The sequence below is a fragment of the Candidatus Zixiibacteriota bacterium genome (assembly GCA_026397505.1).
Taxonomy (GTDB): Bacteria; Zixibacteria; MSB-5A5; order GN15; family PGXB01; genus JAPLUR01.
Window position 1 is genome coordinate 26,243 of record JAPLUR010000076.1, and the last position, 17,659, is coordinate 43,901.

The 17,659-nt window shown below is 50.7% G+C and carries 17 protein-coding genes and 2 pseudogenes; 14 read left to right on the top strand and 5 right to left on the bottom strand.

Annotation, left to right across the window (positions count from 1 at the left end):
* Positions 1-2: 2 nt before the first annotated feature.
* From NT002_08160 to mce, 4 genes are read left to right on the top strand one after another with little or no spacing between them, the layout of a single operon-like run.
* On the top strand, positions 3-521 hold the full coding sequence (locus tag NT002_08160; protein ID MCX6829239.1) for a biotin/lipoyl-binding protein: 519 nt from the start codon (positions 3-5) through the stop codon (positions 519-521).
* Positions 522-2,090 carry a methylmalonyl-CoA mutase family protein gene (locus NT002_08165; GenBank protein ID MCX6829240.1) on the top strand — a complete coding sequence of 523 codons (1,569 nt, stop codon included), beginning with the start codon at positions 522-524 and terminating at the stop codon, positions 2,088-2,090.
* Positions 2,077-2,580, top strand: coding sequence for a hypothetical protein (locus NT002_08170; protein ID MCX6829241.1), 504 nt, complete (start codon positions 2,077-2,079; stop codon positions 2,578-2,580). Before NT002_08165 ends, NT002_08170 begins: the two co-directional genes overlap by 14 nt.
* A 12-nt stretch (positions 2,581-2,592) precedes the next feature.
* The gene (gene mce / locus NT002_08175; GenBank protein MCX6829242.1) at positions 2,593-3,003 is read left to right on the top strand and encodes a methylmalonyl-CoA epimerase; all 411 of its coding nucleotides are present in this window, start codon (positions 2,593-2,595) and stop codon (positions 3,001-3,003) included.
* 5 nt (positions 3,004-3,008) lie between these two features.
* Here the strand turns inward: mce and NT002_08180 are convergent, their stop codons facing one another.
* From NT002_08180 to NT002_08190, 3 genes are all read right to left on the bottom strand, one after another.
* On the bottom strand, positions 3,009-3,755 hold the full coding sequence (locus NT002_08180; GenBank protein MCX6829243.1) for a zinc ribbon domain-containing protein: 747 nt from the start codon (positions 3,753-3,755) through the stop codon (positions 3,009-3,011).
* 81 nt (positions 3,756-3,836) lie between these two features.
* The gene (locus tag NT002_08185) at positions 3,837-4,220 is read right to left on the bottom strand and encodes a BlaI/MecI/CopY family transcriptional regulator (GenBank protein ID MCX6829244.1); all 384 of its coding nucleotides are present in this window, start codon (positions 4,218-4,220) and stop codon (positions 3,837-3,839) included.
* Entirely contained in the window at positions 4,220-4,375 is a 156-nt protein-coding gene (locus tag NT002_08190; protein ID MCX6829245.1) for a DUF5668 domain-containing protein, read from the bottom strand. Before NT002_08190 ends, NT002_08185 begins: the two co-directional genes overlap by 1 nt.
* Positions 4,376-4,563: 188 nt before the next feature.
* Here NT002_08190 and NT002_08195 point away from each other — a divergent pair, with 188 nt between their 5' ends.
* The gene (locus NT002_08195) at positions 4,564-4,953 is read left to right on the top strand and encodes a hypothetical protein (GenBank protein MCX6829246.1); all 390 of its coding nucleotides are present in this window, start codon (positions 4,564-4,566) and stop codon (positions 4,951-4,953) included.
* A 9-nt stretch (positions 4,954-4,962) separates the two neighbouring features.
* Here the strand turns inward: NT002_08195 and NT002_08200 are convergent, their stop codons facing one another.
* Together NT002_08200 and NT002_08205 are read right to left on the bottom strand one after the other, a co-directional pair.
* A complete protein-coding gene (locus NT002_08200) occupies positions 4,963-5,958 on the bottom strand; it encodes a hypothetical protein (protein MCX6829247.1) in 996 nt (331 codons plus the stop codon).
* Positions 5,948-6,739, bottom strand: a complete 792-nt coding sequence (locus NT002_08205) for a DUF169 domain-containing protein (protein MCX6829248.1) — start codon at positions 6,737-6,739, stop codon at positions 5,948-5,950. Before NT002_08205 ends, NT002_08200 begins: the two co-directional genes overlap by 11 nt.
* Before the next feature lie 178 nt (positions 6,740-6,917).
* Between NT002_08205 and NT002_08210 the strand changes: the two genes are divergently transcribed.
* The 9 genes and pseudogenes from NT002_08210 to NT002_08250 all read left to right on the top strand — a co-directional run bounded on the left by NT002_08210 (position 6,918) and on the right by NT002_08250 (position 17,647).
* Positions 6,918-8,288, top strand: a complete 1,371-nt coding sequence (locus NT002_08210) for a sigma-54 dependent transcriptional regulator (protein MCX6829249.1) — start codon at positions 6,918-6,920, stop codon at positions 8,286-8,288.
* Positions 8,289-8,461: 173 nt separating this feature from the next.
* Positions 8,462-8,596: pseudogene (locus NT002_08215) on the top strand (prepilin-type N-terminal cleavage/methylation domain-containing protein).
* Between the two features lie 648 nt (positions 8,597-9,244).
* Positions 9,245-9,349 (top strand): annotated as a pseudogene (locus NT002_08220) (prepilin-type N-terminal cleavage/methylation domain-containing protein).
* A gap of 554 nt (positions 9,350-9,903) precedes the next feature.
* Positions 9,904-11,973: a DUF2723 domain-containing protein gene (locus NT002_08225; protein ID MCX6829250.1), complete on the top strand. Its 2,070-nt coding sequence runs from the start codon at positions 9,904-9,906 to the stop codon at positions 11,971-11,973.
* Positions 11,966-13,015, top strand: coding sequence for a glycosyltransferase (locus tag NT002_08230; GenBank protein MCX6829251.1), 1,050 nt, complete (start codon positions 11,966-11,968; stop codon positions 13,013-13,015). Before NT002_08225 ends, NT002_08230 begins: the two co-directional genes overlap by 8 nt.
* Positions 12,981-14,156: a glycosyltransferase gene (locus tag NT002_08235; GenBank protein ID MCX6829252.1), complete on the top strand. Its 1,176-nt coding sequence runs from the start codon at positions 12,981-12,983 to the stop codon at positions 14,154-14,156. Before NT002_08230 ends, NT002_08235 begins: the two co-directional genes overlap by 35 nt.
* Positions 14,137-14,817: a methyltransferase domain-containing protein gene (locus tag NT002_08240; GenBank protein MCX6829253.1), complete on the top strand. Its 681-nt coding sequence runs from the start codon at positions 14,137-14,139 to the stop codon at positions 14,815-14,817. Before NT002_08235 ends, NT002_08240 begins: the two co-directional genes overlap by 20 nt.
* The gene (locus tag NT002_08245; GenBank protein MCX6829254.1) at positions 14,814-15,587 is read left to right on the top strand and encodes a class I SAM-dependent methyltransferase; all 774 of its coding nucleotides are present in this window, start codon (positions 14,814-14,816) and stop codon (positions 15,585-15,587) included. The genes NT002_08240 and NT002_08245 overlap by 4 nt, the downstream gene beginning before the upstream one ends.
* A 62-nt stretch (positions 15,588-15,649) precedes the next feature.
* A complete protein-coding gene (locus NT002_08250; protein ID MCX6829255.1) occupies positions 15,650-17,647 on the top strand; it encodes a hypothetical protein in 1,998 nt (665 codons plus the stop codon).
* The last annotated feature ends 12 nt before the right edge of the window (positions 17,648-17,659 follow it).

The window sequence follows — 17,659 nt, forward strand, 5'->3', positions numbered from 1 at the left end:
GCATGGCTGATTTGGAAGACAGATATATTGTCACTGTCGATGATGTCGAGTATGATATCAGGCTGGCTCACCGCGGTTCGGATTTTGCGATTGAATACAATGGCGCATCCCACAGAGTGGCTGTTGATAAACTGACGGAAAAGAAATTTCTTCTTAAAATCGATAACGGCTCCACTGAAGTGGATATCAGCCGTGACGGCGACGGCCTGGATATATTTCTCGAGGGGAAGGAGATGCAGGTCAAGGTCGAACCATACAATCTGGCCGAACTGCGACGCAGAACCGGAGCGGCGCTAACTGGAACCGAGGATAAGATTATTCGGGCGCCGATGCCCGGTCTGGTGCTTTCGGTAGCAGTTAAAGCGGGGGATACGGTGAAAAAGGGAATGACGCTGGCCATTATCGAGGCCATGAAAATGGAGAATATGATAAAGTCATCGACAGACGGAGTGGTCACCGAAATATTCGTATCGGCCGGCCGAGCGGTAGATAAAAACGAAAAACTGCTGGAATTGGAATAGATGAGCCGCGAGAAAAAGACGACCTCCGGCATTGAAATTCCGGTTGTGGCCGAACCGGGAAAGGCATCTCCGGAAAGATCGGAGCGCCCCGGCACTTACCCATATATGCGGGGCATCTATGAAGATATGTACCGCGGTCGGCTCTGGACCATGCGTCAGTATGCCGGATTCGGGACCGCCGAGGAGACCAACCGGCGTTTCCGTTACCTTCTTTCACAGGGGCAGACCGGCCTCTCGGTGGCGTTTGACCTGGCCACGCAGATCGGGTATGATTCGGATCATCCTCTGGCGCATGGCGAGGTCGGACGAACCGGGGTGGCGATTGATTCGCTCGAGGATATGGAGCAACTCTTTGCCGGGATTTCTCTTGGGGAAGTTTCGACCTCGATGACGATCAACGCCACGGCGGTAATTCTGCTGGCCATGTATATTGTGACCGCTGGGAAGCAGGGCGTTGCGCCCGAGCAGATTTCCGGGACGGTGCAAAACGATATTCTTAAAGAATTTATTGCCCGCGGCACCTATATTTTCCCTCCCGAGCCGTCAATGCGGATAATCACCGATATATTCGGTTATGCCCAGAAGCATCTGCCGCAATTTAATACGATTTCCATTTCCGGTTATCATATTCGGGAGGCGGGCGCCACGGCCGCGCAGGAAGCGGCCTTCACTCTGGCCAACGGTATTGCTTATGTTGAAAGCGCCCTGAAGGCCGGGCTGGGGATTGATGATTTTGCCCCGCGTCTCTCTTTTTTCTTTGCCGCTCACAATAATCTTTTTGAGGAGGTGGCCAAATTCCGGGCGACCCGAAGGATCTGGGCGGCGACCATGAAAGAGAGATTCCAGGCCAAGTCCTATAAATCCTTGCTTCTCCGTTTTCACACGCAGACGGGCGGTTCCACCCTGACCGCCCAGCAGCCGGAAAACAATATTGTACGCACAACGCTTCAGGCGCTGGCGGCGGTTCTCGGCGGGACACAATCATTGCACACCAACGCTTTTGATGAAGCCCTGGCTCTGCCGACTGAAAAATCGGCCGAAATTGCCCTGCGCACGCAGCAGATAATCGGCTATGAATCGGGTGCGGCCGATTCGGCCGATCCTCTTGGCGGTTCCTATTTTGTTGAGTATCTTACAGGGGAGATGGAAGGTAGAATCGATGAACTGATGCAGGAAATTGAACGCCGGGGAGGAGCTATTAAATGTGTTGAAAGTGGCTATTTCAGGAATGAAATCGCCCAATCCGCGTATCGCTGCCAGAAAGAGGTGGAAGCCGGCGAGGCGGTTATCGTGGGGGTCAATCGCTTTGCATCTGAGGCCAGGCAGGTTCCGGGCATTTTGAGAGTTGACCAGGAATTGGAAGGCAGGCAGATTGCCCGTCTGAAAGAACTTCGCCGCCGGCGCGACAACGCCGCGGTTAAGGAGGCGTTGCAAGCTCTTGATGATGCCGCGCGGAGCGACACCAATATTGTTGAGCCGGTGATAAGGGCGGTCGAGCATTATGCCACCGTGGGAGAAATATCCGATACCTTAAGGAGAATCTGGGGAGAATACCATGAAAGGATATAGACTGATACATTTATTGTTGCTTTTTGTGCTGTTAATCGGTTGCGGCAGCAGTAAACAGACCTCAAAAGAGCCGACTATTGCAAAGGAACCGGCCGGCGCCGATGAGGCTGCCCTGCGAGCCTTATTGACCGAATCGATTGACCGGATCAAAGAAGGCGACAAAACGGTCATGTATGAAAATGAATTGAGCTATTACCATCTGGAGGTTTCCTTATCGCAATATCTGGAGCTCAAAGCTGTCCGCGGGTATGGCGCCGACAGCCTGATTGGAATAGAAATTGATTCGATTTCATTCTTTGGTGATTCCGCTCGGGTTCACAGCCGGATCAAATTTGAGTCGGCGGACGGTTCCATTAAAGAGCAGCCGGCCAACATCAGGATGTATCGTGATGCGGGGAGGTGGGTGCGGCCGTATCTTTCCAGGTGGGATAAGGAGTTGGATTATCTGGAGCAGAAAAGGGTTTATGATTCTGTCACCGCAGGCCAATAGGAGGCCAATACCGTGAATGATGGTTTTCGGCTCGCGCACATTGGCATCGCCGTGGCCGACATGGAAAAGGCAATTGATGTTTTTACCAGACTGCTGGGGTCAAAGCCCTCACAGATCAGTGAGCTTGCCGCCCAGAAAGTCAAAATTGCTTTTTTCCCCGGTATGGGCGGCTCCGGAGACATTGAACTGGTGGCCCCGCTCGGTGAGGGGAGTACTGTTAAAAAATTCATTCAGAAAAATGGGGAAGGTCTTCACCATCTCTGTATAAAGGTTTCCAATATTGATGCAAAACTGAAAGAGCTGGCTGAGCAGGGATATCGATTAATCGATGACAACCCGCGCATCGGAGCGGGCGGACATAAAATTGCTTTTATTCATCCCTCGTCGTTATCCGGGGTTCTGGTGGAATTGGAGGAGGAGTAGCAGGTTCATCCCCGGGGGATTTTTATTTCGACTCTTTCCGCACCGCAGCGATGGCAAAATCTCGTTTCGCTGTGATTCACCCTTCCGCAAGATCCGCAGCGCCAGAAGTTGACGCTATCCCGCCCCAGAGGATTACGCGATTTCTGCACGCGACGATTCCGACCGAAAAAGAATATACTGAGTCCGATCACCACCAGAATAAGAAAATACTTGAACAGGTTCTGGCTCGGAAACAGGTCGGGCGATAGTTCCTCGGTTATCCGCAGGGCCGAACCGACTATCTTGAACTGCGGCAAAACGGCCTCATAGTTTTTACTGGGCGCCGCCCCGATTATCAAGTATAGAACCTGCCCGTCGGCGGCTTTTCGGCAAATGGTTCCCCGGAGAAATTTGTGATAGGCGATTCCCGAGATATCGTATGTTTCGAAATCGATTTCAAAAACCGCTTTCCCCTCGATGATTTTGAAGTTAGCCGGAATGCCCTCGATACCCATCTTTCGGTAGAGGCCGCTTATTGCATCCCGGAGGTCGCTTTCGGAGCGAATCTGATTGGTTTGCTCAATGTTGTATCTTTTGACCGAAATGTAATTTGCACTATCAAATCTATCGGTCAGCACAATCTCATCAGCCTGATTGGTATCAATCGCCCATCCCGGGGGAACAATGACAAAACAGGCAAGTTGGTCGGATAAAAAGCTTGACCCTGTTTCGGCGCCGGTCACGATCGGCAGGCAGAGCAACGCCAACAGCACAATTTTCCTCATATATACCTTATCGGAAAATAGGATGAAAATTGAACAGCCTCAGCCAAAGTCTCTAAAGCCAGGAGGTTCTCATTTTCCCTTTTTGCGAGAGCGGGACGGGCTGGCGAGGAAAGAGGAGACAATTGCTCCGAAATCGCTTTGGAGACCGGAAATTACTTTTTCGACTGCGAATGTAAGAAACTGCTCTTTTCCCATTTCTGCCGAATAGACAAACGAATGGCCCGACTTTTCTCTTGAGAGCATCCCTTTTTGGGTAAGCTTGCTCATCACGGTCATAATCGTCGTATAGGCATAATGATGTTTGTGGCTGATAAAAAAGAGGGCCCGTTTGACCGTTAACGGGCCGTTTTCCCAGACAATTTCCATCAGATCCGCCTCCAATTTCCCCATAAATTTCTGCAGACCGGGGGCGGAAGGCCGAAAAATAATGATTGGCTCTCTTAATTCGCTCATCAATAATGGTGGCGTTTGCGGTCAAACATCATCTTGGCGCCCAGGGCGATCAGAACAATCGGCAGAAGATAATCCCAGAAATCCCCCGCGATAACATGCAACTGTGACAGGAGTAGCAGTAACCCCGCGATAATAAAGGCGATTCCCCAAAACATATAAGAATCCTTTCCAAAATTTATGCAGGAATATGATTTTCTCAATTTCAACTGTCAACATAAAATCCAATGCCCTTGCGGGAGCAGTCGTCTGATGAGAGAATTCGTTGACTGGCGACATCATACGATCTATATTGGAATAGCGAAATTGGAAATTATGCCGTGTCGAGATATAGGAGGAAGAGAAGATGCCATGGAGATTCATGTCGGGGAGACTCTGGAGCCCCACCGGGCGCTCCTGGCCGGCGATTAGCGGTCCCTGGGGTAGGGGAGCGCTTCCCGCAGGGACATACACGATTCAGAGGCCGATGCTTACCAGCGAGCCTTCCATGAAAGACTCAAACGGATTTGGATGGAAAGCGCGGCTGGAACCGAACTTCAGTACCGAACGGTTTGGATTGCTTATTCACCCGGATGGAGGCGTGACCGGAACCCTGGGATGTATCGGCATTCGCCGTCCGTGCGATACGAAACCCCTTTACAACGATCTGATGAGCACCAACGACCTGACGCTGGTAGTGTCGATAGGCTCATCAGAAAAGAAATCGGCTCAGCCGGGCAAGAAACCCAGCGCCTAGAGTCCCTAATCAAACAGCCGCTCTTACCGCCCGAATATTCTTATCAGGCACCTGCGGGTCGTAGGTGCAGCCGGGGCCGAATATAAATCGCCGCCCGGCCATCCGTCCCTTTATCTTGGACATTTCCTCGGCTATTTCCCCCGGGGTCGCATACCAGAGCCAGCCGGTCTGATCAATGCCCCCGACGGCGATCATATTTTTCAAGAATTCAGCCCCCTTGTCTATTGGAAGATTGGTCGGATCCGAAGCATCCCAATTAACAAGTTGAACGGGATAGTCGGAAAGCTCTTTCAGGTAATTACTCCCGCGACAGACATGAAGGAGGTTCAGGGCATTGGAGCCGGTTGCATTCAATATTCTCAAGTCGAGTGGTCGGGCATATTCGGCATATTGGGAGTAGCTCATCATCTCGGAGGTTGCCCATTCGGTAGTGGCGAGGAATATCCCATCGGCACCGGCATTTCGGATTTCTTTCACATAATGCTCGAAAGTGACAGTTATATTTTCCAAAGCCCGAATTACCCTTTTGGGGTCCTGAGCCAGATGCTCCAAAAGCATTTTCTCTCTGGCCACCAAATCCCCGGCGATGGATAATGGTGTGAAGACAGTCATCAGCAGCGGTAATTCCTTGCCAGAGCCTTTCCTGATTAGTCTGATCGCATTCAGATGCTCCGCCAGAACCGGGGCCGTGAGGGAGAGAATCTCGATCTTATCCCAGTCCTCAACTGATTCTATCGCGAACTTTACCTTGCGGTGCTTATCAAATTCCCGGACTGACCATTCGAGTTTGTTTCCCCAATCTTCCACATGATAACTGGCTCGGGGATTGATTTTCATAAAGTCCCAATCATATTTTTTCTGGTACTCCAGCATCGCCTCAGCCAGCCCTTTGGCGGTCGATTCGAGATGGTAAAAATGTCTCCAGAGCGAGATTGCCGGGCGATCCGGAGTCTCGCCCCGCATAATAGCCTCGATGCGCTCTCGATGCGATAATTTATCCTTCATGCCCTGGTTTCTCCTTTTTCTCCCAATCTTCAAAGAGTCGGTAGTAGTGTTTCGGATATTGCGGGGTATAGCGAAGGAACGACGGGACAGGATATCGGATTCCTCCTATATGAGTCCCCTCTAAACCGGCAATCAAATCGGCCTCCATTCCAGCCGGGAAGGTGATGGCCATTTCATCATCCTGTGTCTGCCCGAAGACCCGGTCGCCATAGCAGGGAAGGATAATCTGCGGCTTCCCGTTTCGCATTGTCTCGACGCAGATATCGGCACAATCGAGGCGGGCCGAGAAGCGGCTGGTCAAATACCCTCCGGTTTTATAGAGGCAGGCGGCCAGCATCCGCATTACCTGGGCGGAATTGCCGTATACCAGATACAGATGCGGGACAAAGTCGGCCCGTGAAATGGGCGCCGTCAGGATATATTTGTACTCCCGGAAGGAGAACTTCGCCACCTGAGCTTCGGTTCTTGCGCCGGCCGATTTAGTTTCCGTAAACATCCCGGCGCACATCTCCCCGCAGGAAAAAGTCTCGATTTCCTCCTTGAATCCAAATGCGGTCAGCGCCAGAGGACAATTGATGTCCTCTTTGCCGACCGCCATTTGCCAACCATAACGTCGGGCGATCGAGAAAGTCTGGCAGATGGCTACCTGGGTATTCAAATCCCGGTGGGGATATCTTGTTCGCTCAGAAATTTCTTCGCCCTCTTTGACCAGCCTGACCGCCAGGGGAAAGGAACCGGGTCGAACATAAGTTACCAGAGCTTCATCCAGTTCTTTTAACATATAAATTCCTTTAAAGTCGAGAGGTTTAGATCATAATATTATACGGCCACCGGAGAATGGATATTTAGCTGCTTAATATCTGAACAGCGCCCTCTGGAGCCGTTCAGGCAATCCGGTTATCTGCCGAAAACTAATATGATAAATTATATCCTGCAATACTCTTTATAAAGGAGCATGAATGCCGGGAAAGATACTGGTGGTGGATGATGAGCAGTCGATGTGCGACTTCATGGAAATCATGTTATCCAAAGAAGGGTACGAGGTCGATACGGTTATCTCCCCACTGGAGGCGGTAAAAATAACAGTCAACCGGAATTATGATTTGATTATTGCCGACCTGATGATGCCGGAAATGAGTGGTCTGGAGCTTCTCAAAGAGATTAAGGGGCGGCGTCCGGAACTGGATTTTATCGTCATGACCGCTTTCGCCTCGGTCGATACGGCTATTGAAGCGATGAAACAGGGGGCGCTGGATTATATTTCCAAACCCTTCAAAGTGGATGAAATAAAGCTGGTCATTGAAAAATCGATCAACCGGAAGAAGATGAGAAAAGAAAATGAGAGTCTTAAGAAGCAGTTGAAGCAGGATTTTTCTCTTGAGAATTTCATCGGACAATCGGCGGAGATAATAGAACTCAAGAAGCTGGTTCAGAGGGTATCGGGAACCGACTCGACGGTGCTGATTCGAGGGGAGTCGGGCACCGGGAAAGATCTTATCGCCCGCGCCATACATACTTCCTCGCCCCGGGCCGCGGGGCCTTTTGTGACGATCAATTGTGCCGCCCTGCCCGAGACATTGCTGGAGTCGGAGCTTTTTGGATATAAGAAAGGCTCCTTTACCGGCGCCATTAAGGACAAGGAGGGATTGTTCAAGGTGGCCGACGGCGGCACATTCTTTCTCGATGAGGTTGGCAATATCTCACTGACCATACAGATGAAATTATTGCGAGTGCTTGAGGACAAGATCATCACTCCGGTCGGCGAAACCAAACCAATCGAAGTGGATGTTCGGTTAATTTCCGCCACCAACGCTGATCTGGAGGAGGATGTCAAAGCAGGTCGTTTTCGTTCCGATCTTTTCTATCGGCTGAACGTGATACCGGTCTATATCCCCACGCTTCGCGAAAGAGGTGATGACATACCACTTCTGGTGAACCATTTTGTAGCCAAGTATTGTCGGCGGGACGGTGTGGATTTGAAGACCATTAGTCCCGAGGCGATGCAGGCGCTTCATAAATATGACTGGCCCGGTAACGTCCGGGAGCTGGAAAACTGCATTGAGCGCGCGGTGCTTCTTTGTCGAAGCGAGATAATCGAACCGGCCGATTTTCCCGCCAAAATTCTTGAAACTAAGCCCTCGTCAATCATTGCTCCCGAGACTCCCGAAACCCCGACGCTCGAGTCAATTGAAAAGGCCTATATATATTATATAATGAATCAGGCGGAGGGGAAGAAATCGAAGGCGGCGGAAATGCTCGGCATCGACAGCTCCACATTGTATCGGAAGCTGGAGCGGTACAAACTGGGAGAGAAGGTCAAAGGGACCTGAAAATCGGCCATCTTTTGGGACATTCGCAAGCTCATATTTTGAACAACTTCAAGCGATCCGGCCTATTTTTGCTCCATTGTAAACTTAAATATCCGACTGAGTCTGGTAGGAACGTGGTTTGCACTGATATCCGTTGAATATGAATATAACAGACAATCCCAGAGAGGTGAGTCGTGAGAAAATGTAGATATGCAAAAGGTTTTACTTTAATCGAGTTAATGATTGTGGTGGTTATAATCGGAATACTGGCTGCGATGGCGATACCCCGCTATTATTCGGCAGTTACGAAGAGTAAGCAATCGGAGGCCAAGGCTATTTTGCGACAGATATATGTCAACGAAACGACCTATCGTCAGCAGGGGATTGGATATTGGATTCCGCCCGGGCCGGCCAACGCAGCCGCGCCGCAGACTTTCGCCAGAATATGGATTGATATCATGCCGCCCGCCCGTTATACATATACGATTGTCGGCAATGCCGCCTCTTTTACGGCTACAGCAACGTCGGGAATTCTTGATGACGACCCCGCCTCGGATACATGGACGGTTAACGAAACCGGAGTGATGACCTGTCTTTCGGATGATGCGGTATTGTAGATATTCTCGGAATATTCACGAAGGGTGTCAGGAAGTACTGACACCCTTTTTTTATTTCCTCGCCGTTTAGAGAAGACCCTGTGAGCAGAAAATCTATATGGGAAAGAGGCCATACCTGACTTATTGCATTATGCGAGGATCATCGCAAAAAGCTAAGGGGACAGATATGGGGAGTTGCCAAAACCTATTGGGAGAAGGCCACATAGAAGGGGGTGCCAGATTTTTTTCCTGTTGTCCTTCAGCCGCTTATGTTCCCCATACACAACAAATTTTTGAATGGCTGGTCGATGGCAGACGATTTGCGCTTATCAACTGCGGAAATAAGAACGGAGAACCCAAAAAAACCTATAGGAGGTCCGAATGTTTTCCAAATTCCATAATCGTCAGAGAGGTTTCACCCTCATCGAATTGATGATTGTGGTGGTCATTATCGGGATCTTGGCCGCTCTGGCCATTCCGCGTTTTATGGCCGCTACCACCAAGTCCAAACAGTCTGAAGCGAAGGGTATTCTGAAGCAGATTTACACCATGGAGAATACCTATCGTCAGCAGAACAGTTCTTACTGGGGTCAGGGTACCGTGGCCAGCGCCGCGGCTCAGACCGCCTTTGCCACCATTGGCGTTGAAATCATGGCGTCGGCCCGTTATACCTACACCATTACCACGGCCAACGGCACCAATCTGCTGGTAACGGCGACCTGCTCTGATCTTGACGATGATGCTACGGTTGATACCTGGACCATGAACGAAGGTGGAATGCTTATTTGCACGTCAGATGACGCCACCAGCTAAGAGCTGGAGGTCTTTGCATAAGGCGGCCTGAAGGGCCGCCTTTTTTTATGGACTGCGGCTGCGTAATCGATTAGAAATTTTGCAGTTACGACAGACTGAATCCCCATACAGGCATTTCAGATTTCGGCCCAATCAGCCGACAATAGCTATATGCCGCGAGACCGGCTTTTGCAGAATATCCCACCTGGATTGTCGACGGCATGGCTAAGTAAGGAGAAAAATATCATATGGTAAAGCATGATTTGGGCTATACTTATTCGAGACCGGGAAGGTTCAGGCGGTATTCCGATATAGTTCTTCCGGTCCTGGTCCTTCTCGGGGCGATGGTTCTCTTTCTGCGAACCATGGCTCCCTCGGTTTTCTGGGGTGATTCCGCCGCATTTGCAACCAGTAATTCCATTCTGGGCCTGCCACATTCCCCATCATTTCCTCTTTATACCATGCTGGGGAGGCTGTTCAATCTGATCCCTCATATGGATCCGGCATTCGCCTCGAATTTGATGTCGGCTTTCTTTGCGGCGCTATCAGTCATGGTCTTTTTCCTGCTGATCAAGCAAATGGCGGAAGTGCCGATCATCCAGGCCAGTCGCAAGAAAACCTTTCTTGCCGAGCGCCCCATAATTCTCAGTCGTACTGATGCCGAAAATCAGCTCCAGATTGTGGAGGTTGATAATATTTCCAAACCGGCGGCGGTTATTCTTCCTTGCTTGGTGGCCACGGCACTCTATGCGATATCATTGCCGGTCTGGTTGTCGGGAGTCCGTGCCGAGGTGTACTCATTGCACCTTTTTCTCACGCTTCTTTCCGTGTGGATATCATTCATAGGAATTACCAAAGGCAGAAAACGGATATTTTTTCTGGGAGTCTGGCTTTATGCGCTTACCTTTGCTAATCATCCGTTATTGGCCATGGCCTTTGCCCCGGCTTTCCTGTATTTGATCATAGCCAATTTCTCCGGTATTGGATTCCGGCCGGCGGTAGTAACTCTGGTGCTTCTCTTCTTTGCCATGTCATTTTCGATATATTTTTATCTGCCGATTCGTTCATCACTTGATCCGGCCATCAACTGGGGGCGTCCGGACAGTCTGGAATCCTTTGTCGTCGCCCTGACCCGTTCCTCGGATATGGCCAATTTTTCTCAATTGACGGTGGCGCCGGATTATTTACTGCGTCTTCGGAAAATAGGCGATTTTATGGCCGGGCAGATCGGCTGGCCGCTGATCGGACTGACTCTTGTCGGTCTCTGGGGTGCTTTCAAGGTTTCGCGGAAATTGTTTTTCTTCTTTCCGCTCGCGATAATTTTCAATCTGGCGATCGTTCTCTGGGCTGCCGATTTCAATCCCAGGAATTATGACCTGGTCAATTATCTGGCTCCGCTGACCGCACTTATTTTGATGGTCAGTGTGGCGGGGGTGCTCTATCTTCTGAGAACACGTATAGTTGCCGGGCAGGCTTCCTTTCTCATGGCGGTGCTGGTCGGCGTTTTCATATATTTGAATGCCGGTTCCAATTATGCGAAGGCGGATTTCTCGAAAGTGAACGGCCCCGAAATTCTCAGCAGTGAAATTACCAGAGGACTTCCGGCCGGCACGCTGGTAATTGTTGCCGAGGATGATGTTATTCTGCCGCTCTGGTACTATTCCTATGTCGAATCCTCCGCCGCGCGGTTGAACATTATCTCGGCGGGGGCCATGATCAATCCTCAATATCGAAAGCAACTAACCGTGCACAATCCGGCTCTGATTTATCCGCCGGGTTTTATCAATGAATCATCGGTTAAGCCGGACAGTCTGGTTGCGGCACTCTGCCGCCTTAATGCGCCCAAGCGGGATATTTATATCCAATTTGGGGTTCCCGGTATCGAGGCGGCTCAGGTGGAACCATCAGGAATACTTTTCAAATATAACGGCGGGAATGGTCAAGCAAAAATCGACAAGGAGAATCTCAAGCCGCATCTGGAATTAACGCAGAGACTGCTGCTGGGGAATCAGCAGGAGATTCAAGTCATCGAATTCTGCGGGCGCTGGTTATTCAACACCGCCATTTACTATGAACGTATGAATTCCCCGGAACTGGCCTGGCAACTATTCAACCAGGCGCTGAATGTTGATAAGGGGAATGTCGATATGCGGGTGCGGCTGGCGGCGGCTCTGGCGCGCGCGGGCAAGTATAAGGAGGCGCTGCAATATATTTCACAGGCCCTTGAAATTGACCCCAACGATAAGAACAGCCTTGAGCTGGGGCGGCATATTGTCAAAGCTCTGGAAAAATCGGGAACGGTGGCGGCCAATGATTGAGATTTCGGTTGTTATCCCGGTTTTCAATGAATCGGAGAACCTTCCGAGAAACCTTTTGCGGATGGCCGCGGCCCTGGGTGTCACCGGCAAAGAGTTCGAAATTCTCCCTGTGGATGACGGCTCCAGGGACGATACCGCGATGAAGATCAAGCAGATCGCACGCGAAGACAACCGGATACGATATGTCGGCTACCGGCAGAATGCAGGGAGAGGCAAGGCGATTCGAACCGGCATCAAAGCGGCGCGAGGGCGATATATTCTGACCATCGATTGCGACCTGTCGTACTCGGAAGAATATCTTCCGCTGATGTACCAATTGTTAATTGACAATCCCGAGACAGATTTTGTGATCGGTTCGCCTTATATGGATCAGGGCCGGACCGAGAAGGTGCCGTTCAAGCGGCTGGCGATTTCGCGTCTGGGAAATGTCATTCTTTCGGCCGCCATGCGGGGGAAAATCAAGACGCTGACCGGCGTCCTACGCGGGTACCGGGCCGAGGCGGTCAAACGGCTCGACCTGGAATCTGACGGCAAAGAAATTCACCTTGAAATTCTCTCCAAAGCGCTTGCTTCGGGGTACCGGCCGCTGGAGTTTCCGGCGGTTCTTCAATCGCGCAAAAAGGGGAAATCGAAATTCAAATTTCGGGCGACCGCGACCTCACATTTGATATTCTCCTTTTTCGAAAGGCCCTCACTTCTCTTTGGAATAATCGGTTTGCTTCTCATCGCGACCGGTTTGGGACTGGGTGGATATATGATCTATCTCTGGCAAACCGGCTCTCTCAATCCGGCGCGGCCCCTTATGACTCTGATGGTGCTTCTTCTGGTGTCGGGTTTGCAGGTTATTCTTTTCGGATTTCTCGGAACCCAGCTGGTTGGTCTGCGCAAGGAAATCTACAAAATTCAGCGTAACCAGCATACGCTGGAGGATCGTCTTGAAGGCACCGCCAATGCGGAAAAATCGAATACCGCCGCCGACCGTTATGAATTATCGGAGATGATAGGCCATGATACCGTCAAATCGCCTACTCCTAATCAGTAACCGCTACCCGGCGGGGCCGAATGATACCGCTTCGCCCTTTGTCTATGATTTCCGAAAGGCCCTCGAGCAGCGCGGACTTGAGATCGATATTGTCACGCCACATTATCAGTCACCGAGAGATGATTATCGTTATATCGATGACAGGGTGCATCCGTTTCAATGGTCTGATGGCCGAAAGGTAATTTCCCAATTGCCGCTTTATAATCCTTTGAGTCTATTTAAAATGAGGCGCTACCTGCGGAATGGATATAAGACTGCGGCAAAGCTTTTGGATAAGCAAGAGTATTCTGCCATAATGGCGCTCTGGGCGCTCCCATCGGGGTATATCGCCTCCCGTCTCTCGAGGCAATATAATATTCCTTATGCCGTCTGGGCGCTCGGGTCCGATATCAATTGCTGGGCCACCAAGCCGTTTGTCGGTCGGCTGACCGTCAGTGTTCTTAAGAAAGCCGATATCCTCTACGCCGATGGGTACGAATTGGCCATGAAAGTGCAGGCTCTGTCCGATAAAGATTGCCGCTTCATCCCCAGTTTCCATTCCATTGAATTCGAAAAAGTCCCCTATGAATCCAGTGAAAAATATTTTCTTTGCCCGGGCCGGGTGGAAAAAGGCAAGGGTGTTTTCGACCTGCTGGAAGCGTTTCGTCTTTTTCATTCCAGTCATAATGATTGGAAATTGTACTATGTCGGCGCCGGCCGGGCCGAAAATGATTTGCAGAGGAAAATAGTATCACAACGGCTTGAGAAATCAGTGCGCTGCTTCGGTTATCTGGAGCGGAAAGCATTCAATCGCCTGGTACGACTGGCCGTGGCTGTGATCATCCCCTCTCATTCCGATTCGTTGCCGCTCACTTTCGGCGAAGCGATGCAGCTTGGGCGGCCGGTGATTACCTCCGATGTCGGCGATATGCCATATCTGGTCGACCGCTATAAGGTCGGATATCACTTTCCAGCAGGGGATATAGGCGCTCTGGCCGAAAGGATGGATTGGATGAATCGGGCAAGCACCGACTTTGCGGCCAGTTGTCCGGCGGTAGTAAAGATACTGGATATCCGCAACGCCGCCGAAGCAGTTACCAAATGGCTTGATACATTGACGCTGAAAGAGAAAGTGCCTGACTATGACTATGCCCGGGCTTGAAGAGAAAAAAACATATTTTGATCAGTACTGGCAGGAGCAGCGGGCCGAGATCGCCGACCCGCGCGCTCATCAGAGGGCGGAGTACATCTATAACCTTCTGGAGCAGAAAAGCGGGACGCTCTTTGATGCCGGGTGCGGACGAGGGGTGGCGCTCGGTTTTTTTGCTGACCGCGGCTATGATGTCGGCGGCGCCGACATTTCGCCCTTGATGGTTGCAAAGCTGGTACAGGAGGGATACAACGTCTGTCTTGCCGACCTGGAAAAGGGGAGTCTTCCGGGGAAATATGATATTGTCATCTGCCTTGAGGTTCTTCAGCAACTGTATGACCCGCTCTCGGTTCTATTGAAACTCAAAGAAGCCCTTAATGCGGATGGCGAAATGGTCGTGTCGGTTCCCAATGAATTTCATATTGTTTCCCGTTTGCGTCTTCTTTTCGGGCGATCGCATCTGGGACATTATGACCATTCCCATATCCGGCTCTTTGCACCCTCACGAGACAGATCTCTTCTTGATCATGCCGGCCTTGAAATAACCGGCTCTGCCAGGGTAGCGATTGTGCCGCCGCGATGGAAAATTCTCGCGGGCATATTTCATCCTCTGGCGCAACTTTTTCCTTCACTGTTTGCTCTGTCATCGATATACATCCTGAGGAAGAAATGAAAGTAGCCGACCGCACCCGCGTTAACGAAACCATGGGAACTTTCTCGGAGCGTTTCCCGGTGCTGTATGATATTGCCGGACGGGAGAAGAAGGCGAATAAAGTCATCGCCGTCTGCCGTCATTTCTCGCCGCGGCCGCTGGAGGAACTGGTTTGCCTTGACCTGGGCGCATCAACCGGTATCATGACCGAACGGTTTGCCGCCAATTTCAAACGGGTGATTGCCCTTGATATTGACAAACGGGGGCTCTGGTACGGCCAAAGCAGCAGTCTTGCACGCAATATCGATTATATTTGCTCCGATGGCACCGCCATGGGGCTGGCCGACAGCTCGGTTGATGTTGTTATCTGCAATCAGATTTATGAGCATGTCGATAATCAGTCGGGCCTGATGGCGGAGATTTATCGGGTCTTAAAATATGACGGTTTTTGCTATTTTGGAGCGGGCAACCGGTATGTCGTTATCGAAGGGCATTATTTCCTGCCTTTTCTTTCATGGTTGCCGAACCGGGTGGCCGATATATATATGCTCGTGACCGGCAAATCGGGGAAATATGATGTCAGGCTTCTCTCGCTCCGGAGACTTAAGACGCTGACCAAAGATTTCTGGTGTCACGATTATACCGGGATGATTTTTGAGAACCCGAAACTCTTCCATGCCGACGACATAATCCGGCCGGGGAATCTAATTTCGCGGCTGCCCCGCTGGCTATATCGCCTTGCCTACCATCTTTTCCCGGCCTGGGTCTGGGTGCTGACTAGAAAGAAATGACGGTATCGATTCTTCCCAATCGATTTGGAATCCGCTGACCGCGGCAATCATAGATTTCGTCGATGACCCAAAAAGTCATTGACCTTGTTTATAAACTCGACTTTATTATTAATGTGAAAACTGTTATTTCTGTCATTCTCCTGATCCTCTTCTTCAGCCCAGCTTCTGCCCAGGTCACCCCCGATTCAGTTTGGGAAAGGGCCGCGATGGAGAAGCTGATGGCGTTGATGAACCTGAGACTTTCCGATTTGACTTTCCGCGATGATTACACGGCCAAGGACTCATTCCGACTGGAAACAATCGCCCGCCTGATGCGCCGCCCCTTCGGCATGGTTGAATTTGTGGAGCAGTATAAGGATAACTGTACTTTCGACAAACCTGAGCCGCTGCTCAATTTTGCCTACGAAAATCTGGCCAAAGAAGGGCAAACCTGGCGCGGAATGGCGATCGATAACTCCAAAGGGGCACAGCCCGAAAGCGGGCAGAATTTATTCTATAAATCCAGTGAATTGAACCGTTTCCTGACAAAGGTACATAGATATCTTTATAATGTATTCCCCCCATCGGCCGAATCCACTTTTTCCCTTATTTCCTCCGACGAAAAGAGATTCCTCTTGAACGAATTCAAAGCTAATTTGATGGAAGATACCGCCGATGAGTATCGTACGGTTGACCAGATCGACTCAATCGCAAAGACCGAGGAAGAGTATATAAAACGGTTTGTCAAATTCGGCACCAGAATTCGCAAGGATTTCATTATCGCCGCCGGGATCGAAGCGGCCGTTGATTTGCACCGTGAGATAAATCTTTTCCTCGCCGATGTCGCCGCCGGGCGGATCGACCCGGCCACAGTTCTGGGCGATACGGTTATTCTTCCTCCCCGGGTCGAAAATACCGCCTTTCTCGGCAAGGATAAACGATGGCGTATCGGCGGTACGGGGGATGATTATTATAAAGGGGAGTATGATTTTATTCTCGACTTGGGAGGCAACGACCGGTATGATCTGTCGTACAGTCCGCAAAAGCCGCACGGAACAATTATCATCGATCTTGGCGGCAACGATATTTATAGCGGCATGACTGATTTCACAATCGGCTCCGGCTGTTTGTCGGCCGGGCTCTTATTTGATATGGGCGGCGATGATATATATAACGGAAATAAATTCTCGTGCGGTTCGGGGTATTTTGGATTCGGTTTTCTGTATGACCGTTCGGGGAACGATAAATACTATGGCGACACGCATGCCGAAGCGGCCGGTACGTTCGGACTGGGCGTTTTGATTGACGCTGGCGGCTCCGACCTTTATTCGGCGGCTCTTCATTCGCAGGGATTTGCCGCACCTGAAGGGATAGGAGTCATTGCCGATTATAGCGGCAACGATACCTATGTGGCGGGAAACAAATACAAGGATGTGCTGAGATATGCCGATCACTATCTTTCGCTCTCACAGGGTTTCGCCTATGGTTTTCGCCCCTATATGTCGGGCGGTATCGGCGCCATTATCGATTTTGTCGGGAATGACACTTATATATCCGATATTTTCGCACAGGGGACAAGCTACTGGTGGTCGCTGGGGTTGATTTATGATTCCTCCGGTAACGACCAGTATATCTCTTATCAGTATGCGCAGGGTGCCGCCACCCATATGACCCTGGGGATACTTCTGGAACAGAGCGGCAATGATATCTATTTCGGAAAAGGATTGATGCAGGGTTGCGGGCATGATTACTCGTGCGGCATCATGCTTGACCGCAACGGTAACGATATTTATCATGCCTACGACCTTTCGCAGGCGGCCGGGTCGGCGAATGGATTCGGCATTCTTATCGATGACCGCGGTGATGATGCTTACTATGTAATGCGCAAGAACAATACCCAGGGGTTCGGCGATGCCCGCCGCGATTTCGGCTCGATGGGTCTTTTCCTTGATTTGAGCGGCAGCGACAGATATGACGGCAACGGCGCTGACCGGAACTACTGGCAAAGTCCCTCCAAATGGGGGGGAGGAATGGATTGGGAATTTGTAAAACCGGATTCAATGATGACGATTCCCAAATGATGGTATGATGGG